Below are 24,424 nucleotides of genomic sequence, written 5' to 3' on the forward strand. Positions count from 1 at the left end.
TGCATCTGCCATGCATGTCGTTGTCCCAAAACCGCACCACACTTTTGGGCGACATGCATTACGACACGCCACCCGACCCACGGATCAGCTCGGACATCAAGGTCGCCCGCTCGCGCGCGTTGCGCGGGGCGCTGTCATCCGAGGCGATCTGGTCGAACAGTTTCAGTGCGTCCGCCGCCTTGCCTTCCTTCCAGGCGGCAAGGCCGAGCGCCTCGCGCGCCGTATGGCGCAGCGGATTGGTGTCGGCGGTGAGCGTCTCGACGCGGCTCGAGACATCGGCGAACGAACCGTGGTCGACGAGCAGCAGCGCTGCCCTGAGGCGTGCCATATCGCGAAGGCCTGATGGAATGTCCGTATCGGCGGCGACCTCGTCGAAGTCCTTGACGGCGGCGGCGACATCGCCCTTATCCGCCTTGACGGTTGCCGCCCGCATGCGGGCGAGCAGCGGATAAGCGCCATAGCCATCCTTCTCCAGCGCATCGAGGGCCGCCAGCGCTTCGTCGCTCTTGCCTTCATTGGCGAGCTTCAGCGCCTGCGAGAAGGCGTCGCCTGAGCGATTGGCGCGAGTCTCGTCCCAATAGCGATAGCCGACGAAGGCGGCGGTGCCGACCACCACCAGCACCGCGAGCGCAAGCAAGGCAGGACCGAAACGGTCCCATAGCGCATGCGCCTGATCGCGACGCATCTCTTCGTTGACTTCGCGGATAAAACTGTCGTCCGACATGGATCAAAACCATTCCTGCCCCGTCGGGGCGTACATGAGCCCGCGTTTTAGCGAAATTTCGTCGGCATGGAAGGGGTTCGACAGGAAAATCGGCTGATCGCCGGGAACGTGACCGCAAGAGCCGACCGCACCCACGCCACATTTCGCCGATAGCCGGTGCTTTAGCCCTCCTCAAATCCAGATCAGATGCGATGCCTCGTTTGTCCCGCGTTGTTGCGTTTTCGATCGCGTCGCTTGCTGCGGCGGGCGCTGCCGCCGCCGATCCGCCCACGGCCCCAACGCCGGCAAAGCCGAAGCAGGCCGTCATCATCTCGTTCGACAGCGCTCGCGATATTTCGCAGTGGAGGCGTAGCCGGGCGCTGGCCCAGCGCACCGGCGCCCGTTTCACCTATTTCGTGTCCTGCGTCTTCCTGCTCTCGCCGGAGACGCGCAAGGAATACACGGCGCCGGGCAAGACATCAGGCAAGTCCAATATCGGCTTTGCCGCCTCGAAACGGGAAGTCGCTGACCGGCTCGCGCAGATAAACCTTGCCGCCTCGGAGGGCCACGATATCGGCAGCCACGCTTGCGGCCATTTCGACGGCAAGGACTGGAGCAAGGCCGACTGGCTGAGCGAGTTCGGCTCTTTCTCGCACATTTTGGAAAACGCCTATTCGATCAACGGCATTGCGCCCGAACCCGCAGGCTGGCGCGAAATTGCACGTAAGGCGGTCGGCTTTCGCGCACCCTATCTGTCGGCAAGCAAGGCGCTCTACGAGGCGCTGCCAAAGGCGGGCTATTGGTTCGACGCGAGCGGCGTGTCGCGCGGCCCTGCCCGGCCACCGACCAGCGACGGCATCACACGCTTCTCACTGCCGCAGATTCCGGAAGGTCCTGACACAAGGCCGGTGATCGCGATGGACTACAATCTCTATGTCAGGCATTCCGGCGGCTTCGAGCGGCCGAGCCAGGCGGACGAATTCGCCAACCGGACCTATGACGCCTTTCGCGCCGCCTTCGACGCTCAATTTCGTGGCAAACGCATTCCGCTGGAACTCGGCTTCCATTTCACACTGATGAATGACGGCGCCTACTGGAAGGCGCTGGAGCGCTTTGCCGGCGAGGTCTGCACCAGGCCCGATGTCGAGTGCATCAGCTATCGCGACTATGTTTCACGCCAACGCCGGCAAAAGTGGGCATCGGTGGACGGCTGAGCCGAAAGCGCTCGCCCCCCGCGATTCTCAACTTACCGGCTGATCCTCAGGCCGCAAGCCGGCTCGCTCTCGCTCCAGATAGGCCTGGTCGATTTCGGGTAGCGGCGCCCCTTCAAGCGTCGCCTCGAAGGCACGCAGGCGCTTGTAGATGGATATCAGCTCGACGATGGTCGGCCAGGAATTCACGAGATATTGGAACGAAGTGGCGACTTGTGAAAAGGCGGTAACAATTTGCTGGAAAACGCCAAATGTTATCTTGCCGATTGCCAAGGTTGGAACGAGAATAAGCGTGGCGAAGACGTTGTCGACTTGAAGGTATAGATAGCGGACCATGTCGAAATAGACATAGTGTGCATAGAGAGTGAAATAGTTCTTGCGAACATTTCTGAAAAGCTCGGCCAGAGTTGGTGGCTGCGCTCGTGCCGTATCGTCCTCGCCGAGGACAAGTTCCTTGCGCAGCGCGGCTTCAACCCGCTGATTGCGAAATTCCAGCCCGGGCAGCCTGACGCCGACGACTGCCAACAAGCCGGTGCCAAACAGCGACCAGGCGATCGCCGCAATGACCAGAGGATAAGGGATTGCTCCGACGATCGGGAGCGTTGAGACATGGAGAGAAAGGGAGGCCAGCAAGGGCAGGAATGCAATCAGTGTCATGATGGAGTCGATGAAGTTCACTCCGAGCCCCTGCATTGTGCCGGAGAAGCGCATCGTGTCGTCCTGAACGCGCTGCGATGCCCCTTCGATATGGCGCAGCCGCGGCCAGTAAGCGGTAAAATAATCGTTCATCGCGGTGCGCCAGCGAAACACATAGTGCCTGACGAAAAACACGTTCAGGACGGCAATGCTCATATAGACCAGGGCCAAGGACAGAAACTGCCATACTCCGTAGTACAACTCGGCAGGGGTAACGGAGCCCGGCGTGGTCAGCGCCTTCTGCACCATGTCGTAAAACATGCCGCGCCAGTCATTGAGCGCCACGCTGATCTGGACGATGAAATTGGTGACGAAAATGATCAAACCAGAGCCGAGGATCGACCAGTTCTGCCAGCGATGCGGGGAATACAGCGCCCAGAAAAGGTAGAATACGCCCATACCGGCGAAGAAATATCCGTAAAACCAGAGGAATGCCGGCGTCAGGAATCTTATCGGGCTGATAACTGGTGCTGCCTGCGGGTCGACCGGCGGCATGCCGAGCATCGTGCCAAGGTGCTCGCCGCCGAAAAACCACAGGAGGACGAGCAGAAGGCTCCAGGCGACGGCCGAAATGAAGAACAGCTTCGGCTGCGGGAAGAAGGATACGAACACGTTGGGGAAATCCTCGGTCGATGCGCAAATCAGCGGCGTTGCTGTTCAGCGGGCATAAGGTCACACATCGAAAGCAATGAAAATGGCCGGTGCGTGATGCCCGGCACCGAGCAAGACCACAATCATGGCGATTTTGGCGCAGCCGACCAGATGACCGCGCCGGAGACCAGCAGCACCGCGGCGGCCACGATCGATGCGAGGAAGAAGTCGCCCGAGGCTTGCGCAAGCAGCCCGGCGACGATCGGACCGATGATCTGGCCGAGGCCGAAGGACGCCGTCATCAACGCCAGGGTCCGGCGTGGCGCTTGCGGGGCAAGCTGCCTTCCGCTCTGCAAGCCGAGCGCGGTGATGGCGATGAAGGTGCCGCCAAGCAGAAACCCGCCGAGCAGCGGCCCAACGTGTCCGCCCATAGTGACGCTCGCGCTGACCCCGACCACCTCGACGAGGCACCCCCAGGCATAAGCCCGGTAGAGCCCGATCTTTGCCGCGATCTTCTGCCAAAGCCAGACCGAGGGAATTCCGGCAAGGCCGGTGACCATCCACACCACGGCCTCGAAGACGCGGCCGCCGCCGCCCTGCCGGACGATGGCGACCAGGAACGTCGCCGTCACGATATAGCCGAAGCCGAACAGCCCGTAGGCGACGATGACCTTCACCAGTGACCGGTCCTTTGGCAGCGCTGGCCCGCGACCATCGGCGCCGTTGGCGGTCGCAGTGCTGCCGAGCAGCAGCATCACGACGGCAATGGCGCAGGCCGAGATCGCGGCGGACCAGAACCAGCCCGCCGGCCAGCCAGCCTGCCCGGTGACGAGTATTGCCATCAGCGCCGAGGACGCTGCTATGCCAAGGCCGACGCCGCCGAAATGCAGCGCCTGCAGGTCGTTTCGGCCGACCGCGGCCAAATGGCCGAAAACGATGCTGGACATGAACACCAGCACGAAGGCGCTGGCCACGCCGGCAAGAAAGCGGATGACGAGAAAAGCCGCCATCGTGTCGGCCAGGCCCATCAGCCCGGTTAGGACTGCGGTGGCGGCAAGACCGGTCAGCATCAGCAGGCGCTCGCGTCCGTGCGCCCAGCCGCCGACGGCTGCGAGCGCGCCAACGAGATAGCCGAGATAGTTGGCGGATGCGATCCAGCCGGCATCGGCCGGCGTCAGGCCAAGTTCCTCCATCATGCCGGGCAGGATCGGCGTGTAGACGAAGCGGCCTATGCCCATGGCGACGGCCAGGGCAATCATGCCGGCGAAGGCGAGGCGCAAAGGGGACGGCGAAGCGGCTTTCATTGCGGTGCACAATAGGTGCACGAGCCGGTTAAACAATCCGCTTGTTGTTGGGCCAGAACGGGTTGCAAAAGACCGTATCCGAGCGCCGCGGCGGTACAGAACGAACGTCGGCGATCCTTCGCGCCCCCCTCTGCCCTGCCGGGCATCTCCCCCACGAGGGAGGAGATTGGCCGTCATCTCCGCTTGCGCCAATCTCCAGAAGTTGAAGAATGAGAGCCGGCGCTGAAGCTGCCGATCTCCCCCCTCGTGGGGGAGATGTCCGGCAGGACAGAGGGGGGCGCTGTCCCGCCAACGTTTCGGCAGCGACCGTCCGCAGTCCTTTTCGGGTCTTATTAAGAGTCAAATCCTCTGTGCGGAGGATTTCAGCCGCAGCCGACCTGCCCGGTGCCGGTCTCATAGGCAGTGCGCCGGGCCGTCAGCCTGAACGGCACGTCGCCGAGTTCACGCTCCGACATGGTGTCGAGCACAGGATGCGACAGCGGATCGGTGGCCCATCGGGTGGCCTCGCCTTCATGCGACCGGCTTTGCCGCGCGCCGGCAGCGGAAAAGACCCTGAGCAGTGACAAAATCTTCATCGTATTTTTCCTCCACACGTCTGCTCGTTCCTTAAGATTTGCCGTTCCACCCTGTATTTCAATTGAGATTTCAACCGTGCCAGTTTAGAAAAACTGTATGGCTATGCTGAACCGCGTCCACCTCAACGGCCTGCGCGCCGTGGAAACCGTCGCCCGCCTGGGATCGCTTTCGGCTGCGGCGAGCGAACTCAACGTGTCCGCCAGCGCCGTCAGCCAGCAGGTCAAGCGGACGGAAGCGCAACTTGGCCAGGCGCTGTTCGAACGAACGGCAAGCGGTCTGGTGCCGACCGAATTCGGCACCGTCTTCACCGCGCGGCTCGGGGCAGGTTTCCGCGAGCTCGCCCAAGCCGTGGCGCTCGCCGACGAGGCCTCCGAATGCACGCTGGTGGTTTCGGTGGCGCCGGCCTTTGCCTCGAAGTGGCTGCTGCCTCGACTGTCACGTCACTTCGCCCGGCATCCCAATGTGCTTTTGCGCATCGACGCCTCGGTGCGGATTGCCGATCTCGATCGCTCGGACATCGACATCGCCATCCGGCTTGGCGACGGCAAATGGCCGGGCGTGCGCGCGCAACTGCTGCTGGCGCAGGAAGTCTTCCCGGTCTGCGCCCCGGCGATCGCCGACAAACTGAAATCGATCGAAGATCTCGCCCTGACCTGCGCGATCACCGACGAAAAAGCGATGATCAGCTGGGAAAGCTGGTTCGAGGCGGCCGGGGTGAAGCCGGTCACCTTCCTCAAGGGCGCGCGCTTCACCGATCCGATGCTTTGCCTGGAATCGGCGATCGCCGGCCACGGCGTGATGCTCGGCTGGCAATTGCTGACGGCTGACGCTCTCGCCGACGGCCGGCTGGTCGCGCCGTTCGGCGTCCGCGCCGAGAGCGGGCTGGGCTACTGGCTGGTGACATCGGCCAGCAAGAGCGAGAGCCGCAAGCTGCGCGATTTCAAGATCTGGATCCGCGAGGAGATCGAGGCAACGATGGCGCAGTTCGGCGCGCTCGGCAGCGCGGCCTGAGCAGGCCCGGTCGATCACGGTGGAAAGACCGACGGCACCGGTCTATGTAAGAACCAGACTCCCACATCGCGACAGGCAGGATAATGACCACACATTCGCGCGGCGTTTCCGCAACGATCGACCCGGTGAAGCTCGACAGGCTGGCAGAAGTCGCCATCAAGGTCGGGCTGCAATTGCAACCGGGGCAGGACCTGGTGCTGACGTCGTCGATCGCAGCGCTGCCTTTGACGCGACGGATCGTCGAGCATGCCTACAAGGCAGGCGCCGGCCTGGTGACGCCGATCTTCAACGACGACGAGATGACGCTGGCACGCTTCCGCTATGGCGCCGATGCCAGCTTCGACCACGCCGCCGGCTGGCTTTACGAGGGCATGGCCAAGGCCTTCGCCAACAATGCGGCGCGGCTGGCCGTGCGCGGCGAGGATCCGTCGCTGCTGTCGGCGCAGGATCCGGCGAAAGTGGCGCGCGCCAACAAGGCGAACTCGATCGCCTACCAGCCGGCACTGGAAAAGATCACCGGCTTCGACATCAACTGGAACATCGTCGCCTACCCCGACCTGGCCTGGGCCAGGTCGGTGTTTCCGGGCGATACCGACGACGTCGCGGTGGCGAAGCTCGCCGACGCGATCTTTGCCGCCTCACGGGTCGATGTCGACGACCCGATCGGCAACTGGAAGGCACACAATGCGGCTCTTCGCAGCCGCACCGAATGGCTGAACGGCCACAATTTCCATGCGCTGCATTTCACCGGACCCGGCACCGATCTGACCGTCGGTCTGGCCGGCGGCCATGAATGGATGGGCGGCGCCTCGACCGCCAGGAACGGCATCACCTGCAACCCGAACATCCCGACCGAGGAGGTTTTCACCACGCCGCATGCAAGGCGCGTCGAAGGCCATGTTACGAGCACCAAGCCGCTGTCGTACCAAGGTACGCTTATCGACGAGATTGCGGTGCGTTTCGAGCAGGGTCGCATCGTCGAGGCCAAGGCCAGCCGCGGCGAGGATGTGCTGAAGAAAGTGCTCGACACCGATGAAGGCGCGCGCCGGCTCGGCGAGGTCGCCCTGGTGCCGCATTCCTCGCCGATCGCGGCGAGCGGCCTGCTGTTCTTCAACACGCTGTTCGACGAGAATGCCGCCTGCCACATCGCGCTCGGCCAGTGCTATTCGAAGTGCTTTGTCGACGGCGCCTCGCTCACTCAGGACGAGATCGCGGCGCGCGGCGGCAACAAGAGCTTCATCCATATCGACTGGATGATCGGTTCGGACAAGGTCGACATCGACGGCGTAGGCAAGGACGGCGGCCGCGTGCCGGTCATGCGCAAGGGCGAGTGGGCGTAGGGGGCGAGTGGGCGTAAGGGCGAGTGGGCGTAAGGGCGAGTGGGCGTAAGCAGCCGCCAGCAAGCCGTCATGGCGGCCAACCCCGGAGTTGGCAATGAAACTCGATATCAGGGTCAAACGCATCTACGAGCCGCCCTCGCCCGGCGATGGGCAGCGGGTGCTCATAGACCGCGTATGGCCGCGCGGCGTCCGCAAGGAAGACGCCGCCCTGACGCTATGGCTGAAGACCATCGCGCCAAGCGATGAATTGCGCAAATGGTTCGGCCACGAGCCGACGCGCTGGATGGAATTCCAGCAGCGCTATCGCGGCGAGCTCGACAGGAACAGCGAGGCGGTCGGCCAGTTGCGCGCCCTGCTCGACAACGGCCGGGTGACGCTGCTCTACGGCGCCCAGGACGACATGCACAACAACGCGGTGGCTTTGGCTGATTATCTCAGCCTAAAGGGCTGAGGCAGCGCGTGCTGCCGGATCACATCGACGCCTTCGTCGCTAATCTCAGGCGACACGCAGTTCCGTGGCCGCATCGAAGAGGTGCACCTTGCCCGGCAGAACCGAAAGATTGATCGCGGCGCCGGGGTTGCGGCGCTCGTCACGCGGCACCACGGCGACGGCGTCGTATCCCGCCACGCGCAAATGAATCTGGACATCCGCGCCGGTTGTTTCGGACAGCACGACCTCGCCCTTGATCTCACCCGTATCCGAAATGCCGAGATCGTGCGGCCGGACGCCCATGATGACCTTTTGGCCTGGCTTCGCCTTGATCTCCGGCGAGAGACCGATCGACACGCCTTCGGCGACGAAGCGAGGACTGCCGCCCGCCGTCTCGACAGCGCCAGCGATGAAGTTCATCGACGGCGAGCCGATGAAATCAGCGACATATTTCGAGTTCGGGCGCTCATAGACCTCGTCGGGCGTGCCGATCTGCATGATCCTGCCGGCGTGCATCAGCACGATCTTGTCAGCCATCGTCATCGCCTCGATCTGGTCATGGGTGACGTAGATCGTGGTCGTGCCGAGACGATTGTGGAGTTGGCGGATTTCCACGCGCATATGCGTGCGCAGCTTGGCGTCGAGATTGGAGAGCGGTTCGTCGAAAAGGAAGACGGCGGCATTGCGCACCATGGCGCGGCCCATGGCGACGCGCTGGCGCTGGCCACCCGACAGTTCCTTGGGATAGCGCCCGAGGTAGGGCGTGAGATTCAGGATTTGCGCCGCCCATTCGACCTTCTTCCTGATCTCCGCCTTTGGCACTTTCGCCACTTCGAGACTGAAGCCGATATTGTCGAACACCTTCATTGTCGGATAGAGCGCGTAGTTCTGGAACACCATAGCGATGTCGCGATCGCGCGGGTGAACGTCATTGACCCGCCTGTCGGCGATCAACAGATCGCCGTTGGTCACGCTTTCGAGCCCTGCTGTCATGCGCAGGAGCGTGGTCTTTCCGCAGCCCGACGGCCCAAGAAGGACGACGAATTCGCGGTCGGCGATGCCGAAGGAGATATCCTTCATCACCTCGACATGCCCGAAATTCTTGGCGATGTTCCTATATTCTACGGTAGCCATTCGCTCTCTCCAGAAGCCCGGATTCGGGTCGTCAGTATTTCTGCCTTGTCGGCGTGATGACGATTTCCTGCACGAGGGCGTTCTGCGGCATCTGGTAGGTGTGCAGCATGAGGTCAGCGACGTGCTCGGGCCCAATCCCGCCGCCGATCTTGAGCTTGTTAGCCTTGTAGTTGGCGAGCGTCTGCGGATCGAGGACGCCGCTCAGAACTTCGGTTTCGATCACCCCGGGCGAAAGCACGACCACGCGGACGTCATAATCGGAAAGATAGTCGCGCAGCGATTCCGACACGGCGTGAACGAAGAATTTTGTCCCGCAGTAAACCGTATGATCCGGATAGACCTTCCGGCCAGCGATCGAACTCATCATGAACAGCGTCCCATGACGGCGCTCCATCATGCCCGCCATCACGGCGTGGACCGAGTTCAGCACGCCTTTCGTGTTGATGTCGATCATCTCGTCCCATTCCTCGGGCGGCTGGCGGCCTATGTCGGCAAGGCGCGCGATGCCGGCATTGGCAAAGAGCATGTCGACCGGTCCGTATTCGGCTTCCGCCTCCTTCACGGCGGCCGCAATTGCGGCGCGGTCCCGGACATCAACCTGCCGGGCCATACTGTCAGGCAGGTTCAGCGCCTCCATGCGCTCCAGACGGCGGGCCATCATGAGAACAGGATGGCCGGAGCGCGAAAACACCTTAGCGACCGCTTCGCCGATACCAGAACTGGCTCCTGTCACTGCTACGAGCTGTTTTCCAGCCATTGTTTTTCCTCAATCGAAAATTGTCGATACCCCGGGCTGGCGGCCTTAGGGCCGCCAGCCCGGGGGAACATTCAGCCCTTGGCGACGAGATCGTCGACCTGGGTCTTCAGGGCGTCGAGCGACTCCTTGGCCGAGCCCGACTGGCCGGCGAAGTATTTGCCCAACGCAACCGGGATCATATCGCTGGAGAGTTCTGCCCAGGCGGGCAGGTCGGGCTCGGATCCCATGTAGTTGGCGATGGTGTCGCGCACGACCGGCAAATGGCGGGTCGTGCCGGCGCCGACACGGGCGTTGGCCAGCACGCGCGGATCGTCATAGACGCTGGTGCGCGTTGGCCCCGTACCGCCGCCCAGAACGGTTATCAGCGCCTGGGTATCGGCTGAGGTCGCCCATTGCATGAAGATCCAGGCAGCGTCAGGGCTCTTCGAGTATTTCGACACCGCGAGCGAAGAACCACCCTGGTGACCAACGCCTGGTATTTCGCCGAATCCGGTCTGTTCGACCGTGCGCAGCGTGGCGGCAGGTTTCGGCGGAACCATCGCTTCCATCAGACCGGAGACCTTGGAAGCCTTGGGATCGTCGAAGAACGGGAAGAATTCGCCCCAAGACAGCATCGAGGCCGCGACGCCCTGGCCGACCGACTGGCCCTCGCCATCCCATGTCCAGCCGTCGACGCCGGGCGGCATCGTCGCCTTGAGCTTGTCCCAGTAGGCCATGGCGGCCAAGCCAGCGTCGTCATTGCCGGTGAATTTGCCGTCGGGGCCGAAAATCGAACCGCCATGGCCCCAAAGCCACGCCGTCCAATCGCATTCGAGGCTGTAATGGCCCGATTTCATCTGGCCGCTGGTGCCGTACATGTTCGGGCCCTTGGCGTCGGTGATCGCCGCAGACGCCTGCAGCAAATCGTCCAGCGTGGCCGGAGGCGGCAGCTTGAGCTCGTCCCAGACGTCCTTGCGGTATTGCGTGATGAAGATCGGGATGTCGTAGGGCACGCCGACCATGCGATCCTCGTACATGGCGATGCCGTCGACGAGCGGCTTCAGGAAGTCGTCGATGTTGTAGTTTGGCATCGCCAAATCGGCGTTCTTGAGCTGCTCGCGCGGATCGAAAACGTCCTGGCTGAAGCTTGCCGCCCAGCTCTGGTCGATATAGTAGAGATCGTAAGTGCCGAGGCTCGACGCCACGTCGAGCGTCAGCTTCTGCAGCACCTGCTCGAGCGGCAGCACTTCGATCTCGACCTTGATGCCGGTAGCCTCCTCGAAATATTGCTTGAGCTGCGTAGCGATGGCATTCGACGGCGGCGTTGATTCGGTGGCGAGACGAAGCGTCGTTCCGGCAAAGGGCTTGCCGACATCCGAGAGCCACTTGGTGATTTCGGCGCTGGGCTTTAGTTCCTGTTCCTGAGCCGATGCCTGGCTGATGCCGTAGAACGGACGTCGTCCCAGGCCCATGCCGAGCGCGCCGGCGCCGAGGCCGAGAATGCTTGCTGCGCGAAGAAACGAGCGCCGGTCCATCTGTCCGCGAACGAAGCGGTCAGTGACAGAGGCAAGATGCGCCTTTCTGATGCTGTCTTTCATTGTCTACTCCTCCGGTTTAATTCGCGATTTTCACAAGGCTGCGAATTCGAGCCTCCCATCTATTGTTTCAACGATCCCATCGTGAGACCGCGCACGAGGTGCTTTTGAACCAACAGAATGAAGATGAAAGCGGGAATGATGGATGCGGCGCCAAGCGCGGCCATGTTGCCCCAGGCGGTGCCGATCGAGGTGACGAAGGTCGACGAGACGACAGGCACGGTTTTGACCGACGTGGTGGTCAGGGTCAGCGCAAACAGGAATTCGGTCCAGCTGAAGATGAAGCAGAGCACCGCCGTGGCGGCGATGCCGCCCTTGGCCATCGGCAGCACGATCCGCCGGAAGATCATGAAGCGGCTGGCGCCATCGACGATGGCGCTCTCGTCGATCTCGGAAGGAATGTCGTCGAAGAAGCTCTTCATCAGGAGGACGGCGAGCGGCAGGTTCATCAGCGCGTGGATCAGGACCATGCCGGTATAGGTGTCGATGAGACCGAAATTCTTGTAGATGAAGAACATCGGCACCGCGACCGCGACGGGCGGCATCATGCGCGTCGACAACACCCAGCCGACGAAACTGTGCCGGCCGCGGAAGTTCATGCGCGACAGGGCATAGGCGGCAAGCGTGGCGATGGCGACAGCGAGCACGGTCGACAGCGTCGCGATCACGATCGAATCCCAGACGCGGGGCGCCATGTAGAAATTGCCGCCGCCCGGCGTCACGGTGATGCCGCCGCTGCCCAGCGAAATCCCGAACACCTTCTGGAAATTGTCGAAGGTCGGCGTGAAGGCGAACAGTTTCGGCGGCCGGTTGAAGATGTCGTTGCCGTGTTTGAACGCCACCGACGTCCAGTAGTAGATCGGAAAGAAGAAGATTGCGACCACAACCCAGGCGGCGATGGTGCGAAGCATGCGGGTCGAGAAGGAGCCGTTCATTCTACCACCTCACCTTGGCGATACGGATGAAAAGGTTGGCAATGACGAGGATGATCACCAGGGTGACGAGGCTGAGCGTGGCTCCATAGCCCCATTTTACGAAGCTGAACGTCTGCTGCCATGCATAGAGGGAAAGCGAATAAGTCGAGGCTCCCGGCCCGCCGGAGGTCATGACGAAGACGTAGTCGAAGACGCGGAACAGATCGATGCCGCGGACCAGCACGGCGATGGCGATCACCTTCGACATCATCGGCAGGGTGATGCGCCGGAAAATCTGGAACGCCGAGGCGCCGTCGATCATCGCGGCCTCGTAAGGCTCCGGCGGCAGCGCCCTGAGACCGGCAAGGAAGATGAGCACCATGAACGGCGTCCACTGCCAGATTTCCGCGACGAGAACGCCGGCAAGCGCGGTCGACGCGGTGGCGAGGATGGGGTTGTTCGAATTGAGCAGTCCGATCGATTGCAGGAGATAGCTGATCACGCCGAACTGCGGATCCTCCATAAGCAGATACATCATGCCGACGATGGCCGGCGGGATGACGAGCGTCATCGTCAACACGCCGCGCAGGAAGCCGAAACCGAAGCCGTCGCTGTCCAGGAGCAGCGCGATCGCCATGCCGAGCACCAGCTCGAAGATCAGCGCGATGGCGAAATAGGTGAAGGTGATGACGAGCGACTGCCAGAACCGTGTGTCGTTCCACAGCTGCACCCAGTTTTCCGTTCCGACGAATTCGATCGCCCGCCGGCGCGGTACGAACTCATGGAAGCTCAGCCAGATGTTGTAGATGAGAGGATACACGGTGAAGACAAGCAGGATCGCCACCAGCGGCAGCAGCCAGGGCAGCGGGTGATCCGAAATGACGAAACGTCTGGCTTGGGCAACCCGCACGCGTTCCTCCCGAACCGCTTCGTTTTGCGATGCACAAATGTTCATATCTTGTGCATTTGTTCAAATGCTATATCGTCGCCCTGTCTGTGGCAAGCACTTGTTGGCCGGCTACAGCGGCATTCGGATGGGTGCGCCACAAGCATCGGAGGACCCTCATGACGTCGATCGGTCTGCTGGCACGGGTTGCCCATCAGTATTTCGTGCTGGGCGAAACGCAGCAGGCCATCGCCGAGCGGCTGCAGATCAACCGAACCAAGATCCACAGGCTGCTGGCCGAGGCGAAGGAGCGCGGCATCGTCTCGATCCGCATCAACGCCGGGACGTCCCAGGCGCTCGAAATGGAAGAACAGCTCAGACGGAAGTACCGGCTCGACATATGCAGCGTCACACCTGATGACACCGGGTCGGAGCTCGGGCTTTCCGAAGTGATCGGCATCTATGCCGCGCAGACGGTCGAGACGCTGCTCAGGGACGACATGACGGTCGCCATGGCGTGGGGCCGAACCATGCGATGGCTCGCTTCCAACATCGAGCCGGTGGCGCTCAGGAACGTTACCGTCGTACCGCTTCTCGGCTCGCTGTCGCGTCGGTCGTCGATCGACAAATACGACGCCGCCGCCGTCTTTGCCCAGCGCACCCAGGCCGAATCCTACTATCTCCCCGGACCGATCATCTGCGACAGCCGTGAAAGCCGTGAAACGATCCTGCAGCAACCGAGCGCGCGCGAGGTTATCCAGAAGGCGCTGAACGCCGACCTTGCGCTGATGAGCGTCGGCGGCACAACCAGTTCGACGCTGCGGAGCGTCGGCTACATGACCGACGAGGAATTCGACGATATCCTGAGAATGAAGCCGATCGGGAACTTTCTCGGCTATTTCTTCGACCGGGACGCCGAACTCATCGACCATCCCGTCAACGAGCGCATTGTCGGGGTCTATCCTCGCGACACGCTGAACATTCCCAAACGCATCCTCGTTTCCGGCGGAAAGAACAAGGTCGGCATCATGGCCAAGCTCCTGGAAAAGGGGTTCTTCACCGGCCTCATCACCGACCAGGAGACGGGCAGTTCGCTGTGACCGGCCGGAATTGCGGCGGCAGCCGAAGCAGCCGTGCGGTTTTGCCTGGTGCATCGCGCCCGCTTCCCTAAGCCGTCCCTGGTTCGGTTCCATCGCCTGCAGAACATCCTTTGCGTCTTTTTGCAGCCGGCACATTTCGCGCCGATTAGACCACCGCCGACCTCCGGTTCGCCAGGATGATATCGGCAATCTCGACGAAGCCGCGGCCGCCCCGTGACCTGGCGACGTAAGCGGGTTCGGCGTCGATCTGTCCCTGGAAATCCACCACATTCGCGACCCCGAACGAATTTGGAAAGAACCCGAACATCGGGGCGTCGTTGGGGCTGTCGCCGACGAAAGCATAGACCTGCCTTTCAACATCGAGATCGGTCCCCAGCCTCTCGCTTGCAAAGCGGCGCGTCATCGACAGCTTGTCGTATCGGCCAAACCAGCCATTCACATGGATCGACGAAATCTTGGCGACAGCGCCGGCCTCCTCGAAAATCTGCTTGATGCGCCTGGCATCGGACAGCGGCAGCGCCGGAACATCCTCGCAAAAGTCGATGGCCAGGTCGGCTTCGCGATATTGCTGGTCGGCGGAGACCGCCGAACCCGGCACTTCCTCGACAATGCGCTTTTCCAGTTCGGTGAGTCTGCGCCTGTTTTCCCGGCGTTCGTCAGCGCTCGCCGCGAAAACCCGGATCATCTTTCGCGTTGCCTGATCATAGGCGAAGTAAAAAGCGCCATTTTCGCCGACCACGCCGGTGACCGGCCAGAACCGGGCAATCATGTCGCACCAGCCTGCCGGTCTCCCGGTAATGGGAGCAACGACAAGGCCCGCCTCGTGCAGGCGTTCGAGCGCACGGTAGGCATCGGCCGGAAGACGACCCTCGGTCGTCAAGGTGTCGTCGATATCGCAGAAGACGCCGCGAATGCGCGATGCAGTTTCGGGTCCGAATTCGGCGAGGTCGCGCATCCGGTCAGGCTTCCCCGCGCGCAAAATCCTCCAGCATTCCTGCATCGGCAGCAATGTCGAGGAACGAGAAACGATTGCGCATCTCCCGGCAATGAACGACGGCTTCGCGATAGAAATCGGCCGGCGTGCCCAATTCGGCCGCTGAAATCGGCCCGCCGGTAGATTTCAGCAGGCGCTGCATCTCGTCGACAGGCACCATGAATTGCTTGAGCTCCTGCCTGAGTGTCGGCCAGAGCTCCTGCAGCCGCTCGTTGAATGCCGCGGCGGCAGTCTCGTCGAAGGCCTTCTTCTTCAGTTCGTGGAGACATTGTGCGGCGACAGCCGGGCCCATGCGGCGGACCATGTCGCCAGGATCGATCTTCGTCGCCTTCACCACCGGCGGCGTGTCGCTTGCAAGCATGGCTTGCTGCAATCGCGCCATGGTGAGCGAAGCAACGCCGACCTGGGTGCCGTGCAGCGTGCCGGGGTGACGCTCGGCGGCGAAACAGTCGATGTAGTGCGATATCTGATGCTCGCCCATGGAACCGTGATTGGAGACGCCGGTGAAGGAAATGCCGAGACCGCAGAGCGTCAGCACGCGATAGAGGTAGCCATTGGCATCGATGTCGTGTTCGGCAAGATTTCCGGCACGCTCGTTGAGCGCCGCCTCATCCTTTTCCTGGATGAGAAAAGGGACCTGATGGTAGGCCGTGCCAAGCAGGCGGTGCGACATCCACCAGTCGATCTGGGCGACCGAGCGGCAAAGGCAGTCACCGAACCCCGCCGCCGACAGGTAGGTCGGGGCGGCAGCGGAGACGCCAAGATCGACGAAAAAGCCTGAAGGGGCGTGGGAAGGGAGCGATACCTTCAGGCCGCTTTCCAGTGTGATGGACGCAGTCGTCGATGTGTAGCCGTTCATCGAACCGGCTGTCCCGAACACGCAATAGCGCCGCTCATTCCTTCCGGTGACGAACTTGCAGAGATCGTTGATGGTGCCGGAGCCGACCGCGACCACGGCATCCGCATCGGCGAGTTTGATGGCCAGGCTTTCGACATTGGCCATGTCGGCATGCGGGTGTTCCAGGATCACCACATCAACGGGGCCGAGCGTCTTCAGTTCGCGCGCGACGCGTTCGCCAAGCACCTCATAGGTGGCGGCATCCGCAACGACCGTGAACCGCTCACCCAGATCGAGCTCCGAAACGAGATCGGCGGCCCGCCCGTGGAGGCTTTCCTCGATGACAATCCGGTCATACGGCACCACGGCCTTTTTGCCGGTCTCCGGGTTGGTCCAGCGCCCGTCCAAAATGTCGTCGATCAATGCCGTCCAGGATCCGGCTGCCGGATTCGTCATGACGTCCTCATGCTGGCGACCCTGTAATCGAGACGCAGGAGCGTTGGCGTTATAAACAATAGTCACCTATCACTGTCTTTTGTCAAGCATTTGCCCGCGACGCTTGACTTCGTTCTGCAAACCTGCGGAAAAAGGGACATGAATGCCAACGCCGACATCGAAATGGTGCGACCATCTGGGCTCTCGGCACTGCCGCCCGAATTCGACAGCGCGGTGGCGTGGGCTGCCTGGCTCTACTATGTCGACCAGCTCAACCAGAGCGATGTGGCCAAGGTCATGAACGTCTCCAGGGCGAGCGTGGTGCACTATCTGCAGGAGGCGCGCGAAAGCGGACTTGTCGCCGTGCAGGTCGACCACGACGCTTTTGCCCGCACCTTGACCTCGCGGCGTCTCATGGAAAAATACGCGCTTCGCGGCGCGGCGGTCATCCCCGACCTCGATCCCAACGATGCCGACCGCCGCATCGGCGAAGCGGCAGGACGGTTGCTTGCGTCGATGGTCGATCCGGGTGACACGATCGGCGTTGCCTGGGGAAAAACGGTGCTCGCTGCCGCCCGCTCGATCCCACGACTACGGCATGACCGGAACCTCACCGTGGTCCAGCTCTCGGGAAGCTCTATCGGCACGAGCGATTTCTCGCCGGAATTCTGCACGTCGCTGATGGCCAACCGGCTCGGCGCCCGCTGCATCAACCTGCTTGCCCCGGCGATCGTCTCCACCGATGAACTGCACGACGAACTCATGCAGGAGCCGATGCTCGTCAACCAGTTCCGCATGATCCGTGCCGCCGGCAAGGTCATCTTCGGGATCGGCGATATCGGGCCGGAGAGCACCTATGCCCGAGCCGGGATATCGGATGCCGAGGCACTTGCCGCCATGATCGAGCAGGGCGCGCTCGGGGTCATCATCGGGCGGTTCATCGACGCTCATGGAGCTGCTTTCGCAACGCCGCTCGACGGACGCACCGTCGGCATCACGCTCGACGAACTGAAAGCGGTGCCGGTCCGCATCTGCGCCGCCGGCGGCGCCCGCAAGATGGCGGCGATCAGGGCCGGGCTCGGCGGCGGATATGCGACACATTTTGTCACCGACATGGCCACCGCGAACAGTCTCTTGGAATAACCGGTAACCAGCACCGGTGGAACTCATCGTCTCGGGAGGACAATCATGGGCAGCAGCGACGGACCTCTTGTCGTCGGCCTCGACAGTTCCACGCAATCCTGCAAGGCGATTGCCTGGAGCCGCGACGGACGAGCCGTGGCGGAAGGCCGCGCGCCGCTCGAGCTGATGAAGCCGAGGCCGGACTATGTCGAGCAGGAGGTCACCGACTGGTGGCGGGCCGCAACAGTGGCGCTGCGACAGCTTGTCGGCGCGGTCGATGCGACACGCATCGCCGGGATCGCGATTTCCAACCAGCGCGAGACCGTAGCCCTCATCGACGGCGCCGGCGAGCCGATCGGACCCGCCAGCCTTTGGCTCGATGAACGTGCCGCCGGGCTGATCGACCGTTTCGCGGCGGAGATCGGCCGTGAGCGGCTGCACCAGATCACCGGCAAGCCGATCGACGTGACGCCGGTCGTCTACCGCCTGAAATGGCTGCGCGAGAACGAGCCGGAACGGTTGGACCAGGCGAACAAAATCCTCGACGTGCACGGCTATCTGACGCTGAAACTGACGGGAACGCCGAGCGCGAGCTGGACCAGCGCCGATCCGTTCGGTCTCTTCGACATCTCGCGCAAGGCATGGTCGCAGCCGATCCTCGATCATCTCGGCATCAAGCCGTCGCAACTTCCCAATGCGGTGCGGTCTGGCACGCGGGTCGGGACCGTTCATGCCGCCGCCGCCGCCGCAACCGGCCTCGCCGAGGGAACGCCGGTGATTGCCGCCGGCGGCGACGGGCAATGCGCCGGGCTCGGCGTCAATGCCATGCGCGACGGCGTCGTCTATCTCAATCTCGGAACCGCGATCATCGCGGGAATCTGGTCTAGGGAAGCGGTGGTCGGCGCCTTCTGGCGCACCATGACCTCGCCAACAGGCGATGGCTATTTCCTCGAGGCAGTGCAGCGGGCGGGTGTCTATTTCGTCAACTGGTTCGTCGACAATTTTGCCGGCGGACGCTCCGATCCGGCGATCTTCGACCGCCTGGAAAGGGAAGCGGCGGCCGTTCCGATCGGCTCGGATGGACTTCTCGCCGGCACCACCCTGGTCGGTTGCATGGACCCGCATTGGGATCCGAGCGCACGCGCGAGCTTCATCGGCATGCACCCCTCGCACACGCTCGGTCACTTTTATCGTGCAGGGCTAGAGGCAATGACGCTGCAAACCGCCCGGGCTCTCGAAGAAATGCGCAGCCATGGTCTTTCGCCGGCGCAAATGGTGGCGATCGGCGGCGGCGCCAACAGCAAGCTTTGGACAAAGATGATCGCGGACGCAACCGGGATCGCGATCCATAAGGGTCACAATGCCGAAGCCTCCTCGCTTGGCGCAGCGATCAGCGCGGCGGTCGGCGTCGGATGGTTCGAGGGTTTTGCTGATGCTGCGGATGCGATGACGAGCATCGCCGAGACAGTCGAGCCGGACCCCAGCTGCCGCGCAGCGTGGGACGCGCTCTCGGCCAGGCAGGCCAAGGTCTTTTCCGCGACCCAATTCGCCTGGCGAACTGAAGCGTGAAAAGCGGCCGTTTCGCTACTTCAACCCACCCACCGCCTGCTGATAGACATCAGGCTTGAAGCCGACGAGGATACGATCGCCGAGATCGAGGACCGGCCGCTTGATCATCGTCGGTTTGGCCAGCATCAGCGCCTTGGCCTTCGTCTCGTCGAGGCTCAGCCTGTCCGTGTCCGACAGTCCGCGAAACGTCGTGCTCGACTTGTTGAGCAGGATTTCCCAGCCGACCTTGCTGGACCAGCCGTCCAGCCGGTCCGCCTCCAGCCCCTCGACCCTGTAGTCGTGAAACCGATAGGCGACATCGTGGCTTTCCAGCCAGGCACGCGCCTTCTTGATCGTGTCGCAATTGGTGATGCCGTACATGGTGATCGTCAATATTTTGGCCCTCGGGCTGGTCGCTCATCGAATCTGCCGCACCCTAAACCACCGTTCAAACATTGCCAGCGACCCCGCAGGCATCCTCACAATTCTTGGGTGCCTGATGGCCGGGGAAGCCCGGCGCTTGAACGTAATGCAATTTTGCATTACGTTTGTTTTTATCAATCAGGAGATTCTGCCATGACGACACTGACCGTAACGGCACGGGGGCAGGTCACTTTTCGGAAAGAAGTGCTTCAACACCTCGGCATCAAGCCGGGAGAAAAAATTGAACTGGATTTGCTACCGGATGGCCGGGCAGAGCTAAAGGCATCGCAGCCGAAGGGATCGTTTCGGGACCTTCATGGCTTCCTGAAAGGGAAGACGAATGGCCAAGTCCTCACTATTGAGGAAATCAATGAGGCAATCGCCGAGGCTGGTGCGGCCGCCGGGGCCGGCAAGGAATGAAGATCACGGCTGATACGAATGTTCTGCTCCGCGCCTATGTGGCTGACGATGCCAAGCAGGCGAGTGCCGCTGTCGAGTTGCTGGCAAATGCTGAAATCGTGGCTGTAAGCTTACAATCCCTTTGTGAATTCACGTGGGTCTTGGCGCGCCAATACAAGACTGCCTGCGAAGACATTTCCGCCGCGATCCGTGCCCTGCTGAACACGGAAAATGTCGTGGTCAATCGGCCCGCAGTTGAAGCCGGCCTATCGGTCCTTGATGCTGGTGGTGATTTTGCTGATGGTGTGATTGCCTATGATGGTCGCTGGCTAGGCGGGGAAGTCTTCGTTTCCTTTGACAAAAAGGTCGTGAAGCTTCTTTCTTCACAAGGGCGTTCCGCCCACCTCCTTAAGGCGAGCGCCTGATAAACGTGTCTCATACCAGATAGCAGCCGCGCTCGATGGCGAGGCGGCGCACCAGCGCCAGCACGCTGTCGATGGTCGGCGTCGGCTGGCCAGTCAGCCGGCCGAGTTCCTGGACCGCCGTCATCAGCGCGTCGATCTCCATCGGTCGGCCACGCTCAAGATCCTGCAGCATCGAGGTCTTGTGCTCGCCGACGTCGCCGGCACCCTTGATGCGGCGGTCGACCGATATCGGGAAACGGATGCCGAGGCTTTCGCCGATCGCCTGCGCCTCCAGCATCATGGTGCGAGCAAGGGTGCGGGTCGCCTCGTCGGCAGTAATTGCCGCAAGCGTGCTGCCGGTCAGCGCGGAAATCGGATTGAAGGAGAGATTGCCCCAGAGCTTCACCCAGATCTCGCTGCGGATATCGTCGCGAACCGGCGCCTGCAGCCCGGCCGCAACCATCTCCTCGGCAAGCCGCGTGACACGCTCGCTCTTCTCGCCCGAGGGCTCGCCAAGCGAGAAGCGCTTTCCCTCGATATGGCGGATGAGGCCGGGCGCATCCACCTCTGCCGCGGGATAGACGACCGAGCCGATGACGCGATCCGGCCCAAGCCGGTCCCAGATCACCCCGCCGGGGTCCACCGCTTGCAACCGCGTGCCTTCGAGCGGCCCGCCGATCCTGTGGAAATACCACCACGGCACGCCATTCTGCATGGTGACGACGGCCGTCCCCTCGCCCAGCAGCGGCGCGATCTGGTCGAGCGCTGGCGCAACCGAATGGGCCTTGAGCGCCAGCACGACATAGTCCTGGACGCCTAGCTCCTGCGCCTGCGCGGCGGCCCTGACCGAGGCGACGGATTCATGACCGTCTTCGATCAGGCGAAGCCCGTTCGCCCTGATCGCGTCGAGATGAGCGCCGCGCGCCACGATCGACAGATCGACCCGGCCGGCCATGGCAAGTTTGGCCGCGAGATAGCCGCCGATCGCGCCAGCGCCAAAAATGCTGATCCGCATCATTATCCCAGCCCGGGTTTGGCCAGCCCAGGTTTGGCAAGCTCGGGTTTGACAAGACCGAGTTTGGTCGCGAGGCCGATGCGCTGCAGCTTGCCGGTCGCTCCCTTCGGGATTTCGTCCAGGATCAGGACAATGCGCGGCACCTTGAAGTCGGCAAGCCGCGTCGCGGCAAAGCTGCGGATTTCGGCTTCTGTCACGGCCATGCCCTCGCGCAGCACGATCGCGGCCGCGACTTCTTCACCGAGCTTGTCGTGCGGCGTGGCGAAGGTGACGACCTGCGCCACCGCCGGATGGTCCATCAGCACGTCGTCGACCTCGAGCGGCGAGATCTTCTCGCCGCCGCGGTTGATGATCTCCTTGAGCCGGCCGGTGACGCGCAGATAGAAGTCGTCGTCGAGCACGCCCTGGTCGCCGGTATGAAACCAGCCATGCGCAAAAGCCGTGGCATTGGCGTCCGGATTGTTCTCGTAGCCCGCGGTGACATTTGGCCCGCGAATGACGATCTCGCCGGTGTCACCGGGCTGCAGCAATCGCCCGTCCGGCGCCATCACCGCCACCTCCGGTCCGGCGGCGGCGCCGACGCTGCCCGGCTTGCGCAGGCCTGGCGGCAGCCGGTTCGAAGCCATCTGGTGCGCGGCCTCGGTCATGCCGTAGGATTCGATCACCGGGCAGCCGAAGGTCGCTTCGAGCTCGGCCATCACCTGCGGCGGCAGCGATGCCGAGGACGAGCGGATGAAGCGAAGCGACGCTGCGGCCAGCGCCTCGGCATTGCGCGTTGCGCGCGGCAGTATCGCCTGATGCATGGTCGGCACGGCCGTGTACCAGCTCGGCCGCGCCTCGCTCAGCCAATGGAAGAAGCGCAGCGCGTTGAAGCCCGGCGTGCAGAAGACGCTGCCGCCGGCGGCGAGCGACGACAGCACCGCAGCGATCAGCCCATGGATGTGGAACAGCGGCATGATGTTGAGGCAGCGATCGCCGGCCGTCAGACCGAGCGTCGCGCCGATATGGGCGGCCGAGGCGGCGAGATTGGCATGGCTGAGCGGCACCAGTTTGGGTCGTGACGTGGTGCCGGACGTGTGCAGCAACAGCGCGATGTCGCCGTCCTCAGCCAGGCCGGGCGAAACAGACGGACCAACCGGTTTGCCCTCGATCTTAAAACTGCCGGCTGGCGCGTCACGCAGTGCTGTGAGCCTGAGCACCGCTATGTCGAGGCGCTCGGCCACGGTCACCGCCGGGCCGCTTTCGTCTTCGGCGACGAGGATCGCCTTGGCGCCGATGTCGGAGAGATAAAAATCGAGCTCGTCGGCCCGGTAGGCCGGGTTGAGCGGCGCCGTCGATGCCGCCGCCGCCACCGCGACGAAGACGGTGGCCATTTCCGGCCCGTTCGGCAGCACGATGGCCACCCGGTCGCCACGGCCGAGCCCCAGCGCATGCAATTGCGCTGCCGTCTCGGAGATCAGCTGGCGCAGTCCGCCATGGCTGAGCGTGATCCTGTCGGGTGCCGAAATCGCCGGCGCATCGTCGGCTCCGGCGGCAAGCCGTTCAATGATCGACACCGCTTCAGACAACGCGAATCTCTAGGTCGCCGACGCCATCGATATGACCGCGAAGAACGTCACCGCGAACGACCGCGCCGACGCCCGCCGGCGTGCCGGAAAGAATGATGTCCCCCGGCATCAGCGTGAACAGACCTGAGAGATAGCTGATCATTTCCGGAACCTTCCAAATCATCTGGTTGAGATCGCCGGTCTGCTTTCGCTGGCCATTGACGTCCAGCCAGATCGCGCCCTGGCTGGGATGGCCGGTCGAGCTTGCCGGAACCAATGGCGTGCATGGCGCCGATGCCTCGAAGGCCTTGCCGACCTCCCATGGACGGCCCATGTCCTTCGCCTTCCCTTGCAGGTCGCGCCGCGTCATATCGAGACCTACGCCATAACCGAACACGCAGTCCAGAGCCTTTTCGACCGGGATGTCGGTACCGCCGCTCTTCAGCGCCACGACCATTTCGATCTCGTGATGAACATCGTTGGAGGCCGGAGGGTACGGAAATTCTCCTGTCGTATCGAGGTTGTCGGGGTTCTTCTGGAAGAAGAATGGCGGCTCCTTGTCAGGGTCATGTCCCATCTCGACGGCATGCGCGGCATAGTTCCGCCCGACGCAATAGACCCGGTGCACCGGAAACATCTTGTCGGTTCCCGCCACCGGGATGCTCGGGATTGCGGTTGGTTCGATGACGTAGCTTGAAGTCGTGCCGTGCATGTTCACTGTCTTGCTCCTGCGTAGTATTCGACCTTGGCTTCGGCCCGTTCGATCAGTTCGGCGATCAGCAGGGCGAAGGCAAAAAGGATGATGGTCAAGGCCCAGAATTCGGCCATGCGGAAATTTCGCGAGAAGGTTTCGAACAGCGCACCGTAGCCGACGATGGCGACGAGTAACTGGCCGATGACGACGCCCTTGACGCCGCGGATGAGGCCGAGACGGATGCCGGCAAGGATTTCCGGAAGTGCCGCCCAAAGTATGATCTTGCTATAGAGCGCCGGGCGCGAGGCGCCATAGGAACGCGCCATCTCGATCAGCGACGGCGAGATATGGCGGACCCCGGCGCGGGTGTCGAGAACGATGATCCAGATCGCAAACAGGAACACCGCCGCAACGATCGTCTTCTCGCCGAAGCCGAACAGGATCATCAGCACCGGGACGATCGCCGAGAGCGGTGCGCTTGAAAAGATGTTGACCCACATGCCGAGCAGGTCGTCGGCGATCTTGACGCGTCCCATCAGGATGCCCAATGGCACGCCGATAACGATCGACAGGGCCATGCCCGTGGCGAAGGCGCGAAGGGTCGTGACTGTCGCGCTCTGCCAGGACGGCGTCTGCACGAGACTGACCGCTGCAACCAGCACGTCGCTAAACGGCGGCAGCAGAAAGACAAGGTCGAGCCGGCCGACGATTTCCCATACGACGCACCAGACCAGCAGGGACGCCATCATTGGCACACGGTAGCCAAACAAGGTCACGG

26 protein-coding genes are annotated in these 24,424 nt (G+C 62.6%); 10 read left to right on the forward strand and 16 right to left on the reverse strand.

Features of this window, described 5'->3' with window-relative positions; all coding sequences use genetic code 11:
* Nucleotides 1–58: 58 nt before the first annotated feature.
* Nucleotides 59–724 (reverse strand): tetratricopeptide repeat protein, encoded by a 666-nt coding sequence (locus tag BQ8794_RS25790; RefSeq protein ID WP_077381397.1) that lies wholly within the window; start codon nucleotides 722–724, stop codon nucleotides 59–61.
* A 191-nt stretch (nucleotides 725–915) separates the two neighbouring features.
* Between BQ8794_RS25790 and BQ8794_RS25795 the strand changes: the two genes are divergently transcribed.
* Nucleotides 916–1,917, forward strand: a complete 1,002-nt coding sequence (locus BQ8794_RS25795) for a polysaccharide deacetylase family protein (RefSeq protein ID WP_077381398.1) — start codon at nucleotides 916–918, stop codon at nucleotides 1,915–1,917.
* A gap of 27 nt (nucleotides 1,918–1,944) precedes the next feature.
* On the opposite strand, the gene sbmA is transcribed toward BQ8794_RS25795, so the two are convergent.
* From sbmA to BQ8794_RS25810, 3 genes are all read right to left on the reverse strand, one after another.
* Nucleotides 1,945–3,222 (reverse strand): peptide antibiotic transporter SbmA, encoded by a 1,278-nt coding sequence (gene sbmA / locus BQ8794_RS25800; protein WP_077381399.1) that lies wholly within the window; start codon nucleotides 3,220–3,222, stop codon nucleotides 1,945–1,947.
* 122 nt (nucleotides 3,223–3,344) lie between these two features.
* The gene (locus BQ8794_RS25805; protein WP_077381400.1) at nucleotides 3,345–4,505 is read right to left on the reverse strand and encodes a YbfB/YjiJ family MFS transporter; all 1,161 of its coding nucleotides are present in this window, start codon (nucleotides 4,503–4,505) and stop codon (nucleotides 3,345–3,347) included.
* A 362-nt stretch (nucleotides 4,506–4,867) separates the two neighbouring features.
* Entirely contained in the window at nucleotides 4,868–5,080 is a 213-nt protein-coding gene (locus BQ8794_RS25810; RefSeq protein ID WP_077381401.1) for a hypothetical protein, read from the reverse strand.
* A 97-nt stretch (nucleotides 5,081–5,177) separates the two neighbouring features.
* Between BQ8794_RS25810 and BQ8794_RS25815 the strand changes: the two genes are divergently transcribed.
* The 3 genes from BQ8794_RS25815 to BQ8794_RS25825 all read left to right on the forward strand — a co-directional run bounded on the left by BQ8794_RS25815 (nucleotide 5,178) and on the right by BQ8794_RS25825 (nucleotide 7,883).
* Nucleotides 5,178–6,092 (forward strand): LysR substrate-binding domain-containing protein, encoded by a 915-nt coding sequence (locus tag BQ8794_RS25815; RefSeq protein ID WP_077381402.1) that lies wholly within the window; start codon nucleotides 5,178–5,180, stop codon nucleotides 6,090–6,092.
* 83 nt (nucleotides 6,093–6,175) lie between these two features.
* On the forward strand, nucleotides 6,176–7,432 hold the full coding sequence (locus BQ8794_RS25820; RefSeq protein ID WP_077381403.1) for an aminopeptidase: 1,257 nt from the start codon (nucleotides 6,176–6,178) through the stop codon (nucleotides 7,430–7,432).
* A gap of 94 nt (nucleotides 7,433–7,526) precedes the next feature.
* A complete protein-coding gene (locus BQ8794_RS25825) occupies nucleotides 7,527–7,883 on the forward strand; it encodes a DUF488 domain-containing protein (RefSeq protein WP_077381404.1) in 357 nt (118 codons plus the stop codon).
* 45 nt (nucleotides 7,884–7,928) lie between these two features.
* On the opposite strand, the gene BQ8794_RS25830 is transcribed toward BQ8794_RS25825, so the two are convergent.
* From BQ8794_RS25830 to BQ8794_RS25850, 5 genes are all read right to left on the reverse strand, one after another.
* The gene (locus BQ8794_RS25830) at nucleotides 7,929–8,996 is read right to left on the reverse strand and encodes an ABC transporter ATP-binding protein (protein WP_077381405.1); all 1,068 of its coding nucleotides are present in this window, start codon (nucleotides 8,994–8,996) and stop codon (nucleotides 7,929–7,931) included.
* A 31-nt stretch (nucleotides 8,997–9,027) separates the two neighbouring features.
* The gene (locus tag BQ8794_RS25835) at nucleotides 9,028–9,753 is read right to left on the reverse strand and encodes an SDR family oxidoreductase (protein ID WP_077381406.1); all 726 of its coding nucleotides are present in this window, start codon (nucleotides 9,751–9,753) and stop codon (nucleotides 9,028–9,030) included.
* Between the two features lie 71 nt (nucleotides 9,754–9,824).
* Complete coding sequence (locus BQ8794_RS25840; protein WP_077381407.1) at nucleotides 9,825–11,330, reverse strand: ABC transporter substrate-binding protein; 1,506 nt, start codon at nucleotides 11,328–11,330, stop codon at nucleotides 9,825–9,827.
* Between the two features lie 59 nt (nucleotides 11,331–11,389).
* A complete protein-coding gene (locus tag BQ8794_RS25845; RefSeq protein WP_077381408.1) occupies nucleotides 11,390–12,262 on the reverse strand; it encodes a carbohydrate ABC transporter permease in 873 nt (290 codons plus the stop codon).
* 1 nt (nucleotide 12,263) lies between these two features.
* Entirely contained in the window at nucleotides 12,264–13,151 is an 888-nt protein-coding gene (locus BQ8794_RS25850) for a carbohydrate ABC transporter permease (RefSeq protein WP_077381409.1), read from the reverse strand.
* A gap of 155 nt (nucleotides 13,152–13,306) precedes the next feature.
* Here BQ8794_RS25850 and BQ8794_RS25855 point away from each other — a divergent pair, with 155 nt between their 5' ends.
* Nucleotides 13,307–14,227 carry a sugar-binding transcriptional regulator gene (locus tag BQ8794_RS25855; RefSeq protein ID WP_167378839.1) on the forward strand — a complete coding sequence of 307 codons (921 nt, stop codon included), beginning with the start codon at nucleotides 13,307–13,309 and terminating at the stop codon, nucleotides 14,225–14,227.
* 145 nt (nucleotides 14,228–14,372) lie between these two features.
* Here the strand turns inward: BQ8794_RS25855 and BQ8794_RS25860 are convergent, their stop codons facing one another.
* Both BQ8794_RS25860 and BQ8794_RS25865 read right to left on the reverse strand, forming a co-directional pair.
* A complete protein-coding gene (locus BQ8794_RS25860; RefSeq protein WP_077381411.1) occupies nucleotides 14,373–15,182 on the reverse strand; it encodes an HAD-IIB family hydrolase in 810 nt (269 codons plus the stop codon).
* Between the two features lie 4 nt (nucleotides 15,183–15,186).
* Nucleotides 15,187–16,515, reverse strand: a complete 1,329-nt coding sequence (locus tag BQ8794_RS25865) for a sn-glycerol-1-phosphate dehydrogenase (RefSeq protein ID WP_077381412.1) — start codon at nucleotides 16,513–16,515, stop codon at nucleotides 15,187–15,189.
* Between the two features lie 138 nt (nucleotides 16,516–16,653).
* On the opposite strand from BQ8794_RS25865, the gene BQ8794_RS25870 reads away from it, so the two are divergent.
* A complete protein-coding gene (locus tag BQ8794_RS25870; RefSeq protein WP_244555099.1) occupies nucleotides 16,654–17,637 on the forward strand; it encodes a sugar-binding transcriptional regulator in 984 nt (327 codons plus the stop codon).
* 45 nt (nucleotides 17,638–17,682) lie between these two features.
* Entirely contained in the window at nucleotides 17,683–19,185 is a 1,503-nt protein-coding gene (locus BQ8794_RS25875) for a xylulokinase (protein ID WP_077381413.1), read from the forward strand.
* A 15-nt stretch (nucleotides 19,186–19,200) separates the two neighbouring features.
* Here BQ8794_RS25875 and BQ8794_RS25880 read toward each other — a convergent pair whose 3' ends face one another.
* Entirely contained in the window at nucleotides 19,201–19,557 is a 357-nt protein-coding gene (locus tag BQ8794_RS25880; protein WP_077381414.1) for an ArsC family reductase, read from the reverse strand.
* Between BQ8794_RS25880 and BQ8794_RS25885 the strand changes: the two genes are divergently transcribed.
* From BQ8794_RS25885 to BQ8794_RS25895, 3 genes are read left to right on the forward strand one after another with little or no spacing between them, the layout of a single operon-like run.
* Entirely contained in the window at nucleotides 19,544–19,744 is a 201-nt protein-coding gene (locus BQ8794_RS25885; protein WP_077381415.1) for a hypothetical protein, read from the forward strand. The genes BQ8794_RS25880 and BQ8794_RS25885 overlap by 14 nt on opposite strands.
* Entirely contained in the window at nucleotides 19,741–20,007 is a 267-nt protein-coding gene (locus tag BQ8794_RS25890; RefSeq protein ID WP_077381416.1) for an AbrB/MazE/SpoVT family DNA-binding domain-containing protein, read from the forward strand. The genes BQ8794_RS25885 and BQ8794_RS25890 overlap by 4 nt, the downstream gene beginning before the upstream one ends.
* The gene (locus BQ8794_RS25895) at nucleotides 20,004–20,411 is read left to right on the forward strand and encodes a type II toxin-antitoxin system VapC family toxin (RefSeq protein WP_077381417.1); all 408 of its coding nucleotides are present in this window, start codon (nucleotides 20,004–20,006) and stop codon (nucleotides 20,409–20,411) included. Before BQ8794_RS25890 ends, BQ8794_RS25895 begins: the two co-directional genes overlap by 4 nt.
* Before the next feature lie 10 nt (nucleotides 20,412–20,421).
* Here BQ8794_RS25895 and BQ8794_RS25900 read toward each other — a convergent pair whose 3' ends face one another.
* From BQ8794_RS25900 to BQ8794_RS25915, 4 genes are read right to left on the reverse strand one after another with little or no spacing between them, the layout of a single operon-like run.
* A complete protein-coding gene (locus tag BQ8794_RS25900; RefSeq protein WP_077381697.1) occupies nucleotides 20,422–21,405 on the reverse strand; it encodes a 2-dehydropantoate 2-reductase in 984 nt (327 codons plus the stop codon).
* 2 nt (nucleotides 21,406–21,407) lie between these two features.
* On the reverse strand, nucleotides 21,408–22,973 hold the full coding sequence (locus tag BQ8794_RS25905; RefSeq protein WP_077381418.1) for an acyl--CoA ligase: 1,566 nt from the start codon (nucleotides 22,971–22,973) through the stop codon (nucleotides 21,408–21,410).
* On the reverse strand, nucleotides 22,966–23,664 hold the full coding sequence (locus BQ8794_RS25910) for a fumarylacetoacetate hydrolase family protein (protein ID WP_077381419.1): 699 nt from the start codon (nucleotides 23,662–23,664) through the stop codon (nucleotides 22,966–22,968). Before BQ8794_RS25910 ends, BQ8794_RS25905 begins: the two co-directional genes overlap by 8 nt.
* A gap of 2 nt (nucleotides 23,665–23,666) precedes the next feature.
* Nucleotides 23,667–24,422, reverse strand: coding sequence for an ABC transporter permease (locus BQ8794_RS25915; protein ID WP_077381420.1), 756 nt, complete (start codon nucleotides 24,420–24,422; stop codon nucleotides 23,667–23,669).
* Between the last annotated feature and the right edge of the window lie 2 nt (nucleotides 24,423–24,424).

This window comes from Mesorhizobium prunaredense (genome assembly GCF_900156895.1).
GTDB lineage: Bacteria > Pseudomonadota > Alphaproteobacteria > Rhizobiales > Rhizobiaceae > Mesorhizobium > Mesorhizobium prunaredense.